Origin of the sequence: Streptomyces fildesensis (assembly GCF_016107395.1) — a bacterium.
GTDB classification, from domain to species: Bacteria; Actinomycetota; Actinomycetes; order Streptomycetales; family Streptomycetaceae; genus Actinacidiphila; species Actinacidiphila fildesensis.
Genome location: NZ_JAAIKO010000150.1, coordinates 1 through 700, shown reverse-complemented (window position 1 = coordinate 700; position 700 = coordinate 1). Strand labels below are relative to the sequence as shown.

The following is a 700-nucleotide window of genomic DNA, read 5'->3' as shown; positions in this document are numbered from 1 at the left end:
GGTGATGCCGGCGGCGGCGAGGCCGAGGGTGGCGGTTTCGGCGAGGGGGATGCCGTAGCGGGCCAGCCGCAGCGGCATGAGGGCTTCGATGGGTGCTTTGCGGCGCCAGGCGCGGCCGTAGCGGGCTTGGAGGCGGGCCTGGTAGACGAGGCGGTCCTGCTCGAGGCGGATGACCTGGTCGTAGGAGCGCAGCTCCCACAGCTTCATGCGGCGCCACAGCTTGAAGGTGGGGAAGGGGGCGAGCAGCCAGCGGGTGAGGCGGACCGACTCCATGTGCTTGTCGGCCGTCAGGTCCGCGACCCGGCCCACCGCGTGCCGGGCGGCCTCGACGCAGACGACGAACAGCACCGGGATGATGCCGTGCATGCCGACCCCGACCGGGTCGGGCCAGGCGGCCGCGCCGTTGAACGCGATGGTCGCGGCGGTCAGCAGCCACGCGGTCTGGCGCAGCAGCGGGAACGGGATCCGCATCCACGTCAGCAGCAGATCCAGCGCCAGCAGCACCACGATCCCGGCGTCCACCCCGATCGGGAAGACGTTCGCGAACCAGCCGAAGCCCTTGTTCTGCGCGAGCTCCCGCACCGCGGCGTACGATCCCGCGAAACCGATCGCGGCGATCACCACCGCACCGGCGACGACCACACCGACAAGAATCCGGTGCGTCCGGGTCAAACGTATCGCGGGCACCCGCGACCCCTCC

General features: G+C 71.4%; 1 protein-coding gene. It reads right to left on the bottom strand.

The annotated features are described in order from the left end of the window. Nucleotides 1-687: DUF2637 domain-containing protein (locus C6N31_RS42330; RefSeq protein WP_198359634.1), on the bottom strand; the 687-nt coding region annotated here is incomplete at its 3' end. Nucleotides 688-700: the final 13 nt, after the last annotated feature.